Genomic DNA, 2245 nt, shown 5'->3' with positions numbered 1-2245 from the left:
GCGCAACTGCAACTCCGAGGGCGAGACCGTGGTGCTCGTGGGCCCGGGCGGCACGGTGCCGGAGTCGCTCGCCGCCCACCGCGTGGTGCGCTGCCCGACCGATCTGGTCTGGCTCATCGGCCGCATCCTGGTGGGCGACGAAAGCGACTGGCCGGCCGCGCGCGCGCTGCAGTCGGAGATCCAACTGAAACCCGCGCCCGGCACCGTGCTGCAGGGCCGCCCAGCCGCCGTCGAGCAATGGGCCGGTCCGTACGAGGACGCCATGGCCGCCGCCTTCGAGCATGGCGAGCCGGCCGCAGAAGTGGCGCCGCACTTCTTCACCAACGTGTGCCACGCACTGGCCGAGGCGCCGGGCCGCGTGGAAGACCGCGGCCTCGTGGCGTGGTTCGGCCAGGGCGGTCTGCTGGCGAATGCCGCGTTCTCGTGGGACGCGCTCGAAGCGCCACTGCGCGAAGGCCTCATCGAAGGCTTCGCCGAGGGCGTGCAGCTGGTCGGCGCGGTGGGTCGCAACCGCCGGCCCAAGCCCTGGTCGATGACGCCGGCCACTGGCCGCTACGGCAACGAGTTCCTCGGCCGCGCGCGCACCGCCTACCTGGGCCTGGGCGCGCTCGCCACCAGCGAGGCGGTGTACGCCGCCGCGCACCACGACGCCAACCAGGAGCCGCTGGACGGCCAACGCCGCTACGCGATGCGCTTCGAGGCCGGCGACCTGCCGCCCGCGGACGCCTTCTGGTCGGTCACCCTGTACGGCACCGACCGCTTTCTCTACGCCAACGAGATCCGCCGCCACGCGATCGGCGACCGCACGCCCGGCCTGAAGCGCGCCGCCGACGGCAGCCTCGAGCTGGTGGTGAGCCACGCGCGCCCCGCCGACGCCGCCAACTGGCTGCCGGCACCGGCCGGACGCTTCTACCTGATCCTGCGCATGTACTACCCGCGCGAGGGCGTGCAGAGCTGGCGCATTCCGGCCTTGCAGGCGCAGCAGGACTGAGCACGATGCAGCCGCACACCGACACCCTTCAAGCCCTGGCCGAAGAGGCCGTGGTCTACGCCTACCCGCTCTACGAGATGTGCCGCATGCGCGCGGCCACCTCGCCGCAGCGCACCAATGCCGCCGGCGAGGCGCCGCGCCCGCAGCGCTGGTGCAACGTGTTCACGCACGCGCGCCAGCTGCTGCGCGCAGGCAAGAGCCGCGTCGTCACGCCGAACAACGACACGCTCTACACCAACGCCTGGCTCGACCTGGGCGACGGCCCGCTCGTGATCGACGTGCCCGACACCGCCGGCCGCTACTACGTGCTGGGCCTGCTCGACTTCTTCACCAACCCCTTCGCCCACCTCGGGCAGCGCCTCACGGGCACGGCGGCGCGGTCCTTCGTGGTCACGCCGCCGGGATGGCGCAGCCCGCTGCCCGCGGCTTTCGACGCACCGGGCGCGCGCATCGAGGCGCCCACGCGCTGGCTGTGGATCATCGGGCGCCTGCTGGTCGACGGCCCGCAGGACGTGCCGGCCGTCAACGCGCTGCAAGACGGCTTTCTCGTGCGCACGCTGGCCGACTGGCAGGCCGGCCGCGCCTCGGCGCCGCGCGCCTTCGATCCGGCCTGCGACCCGAAGGCGCCGCTCACGGCCGATCACTTCGCCGCGCAGGTGAACGCGGCGCTGCGCGACAACGTGCCGCCGGTCGGTGATGCGGCGCGGCTCGCACGCTATGCCGCGCTCGGGATCGGGCCCGGCGCCGGCGCGCTCGACGACGGCCAGCGCGCCGCGCTGCAGGCCGCGCTCGACACCGTGCTGCCGCGGCTGCGCGAGGCGCAATCGGGCCGCACCACGGCCTCGGGCTGGGTGCAGATGCCGCTGGTGGAAGGCTCCTTTGGCGAGGACCACCTGGCGCGCGCGCTGGTCGCGCTCAAGTACATCGGCATGCTCGAAAGCCGCGAGGCCACCTACCCGATGGCCTGGCACGACGCCGCAGGCGAAGCCCTCACCGGGCAGCGCCGCTATACGCTGCGCTTTGCGCCCGGCGCGCTGCCACCGGTCGAGGCCTTCTGGTCGCTCACGATGTACGACACGCGCGACTACATGCTGGTCGACAACCCGATCGACCGCTACGCCATCGGCGACCGTACGCCGGGCCTGCGTCGCGATGCGGACGGCGGGCTCACGCTGCACATCCAGCACGCCCGGCCGGAGGGCGAGGCTGCGCAGGCCAACTGCGGCCGGAGGGCGAGGCTGCGCAGGCCAACTG

2 protein-coding genes are annotated in these 2245 nt (G+C 73.5%); both read left to right on the top strand.

The genetic code is table 11. The features are described from left to right. Positions 1 to 991, top strand: a 991-nt coding sequence (locus AC1DOC_RS30265; protein ID WP_478131184.1) for a DUF1214 domain-containing protein, incomplete at its 5' end; no start/stop codon positions are given. Between the two features lie 5 nt (positions 992 to 996). Beyond that, the coding region (locus tag AC1DOC_RS30260) for a DUF1254 domain-containing protein (protein WP_478131183.1) at positions 997 to 2245 on the top strand (1249 nt) is incomplete at its 3' end.

Source organism: Variovorax sp. 01T439_2, from assembly GCF_056398445.1.
This window is presented reverse-complemented; position numbering and strand designations above follow the sequence as displayed.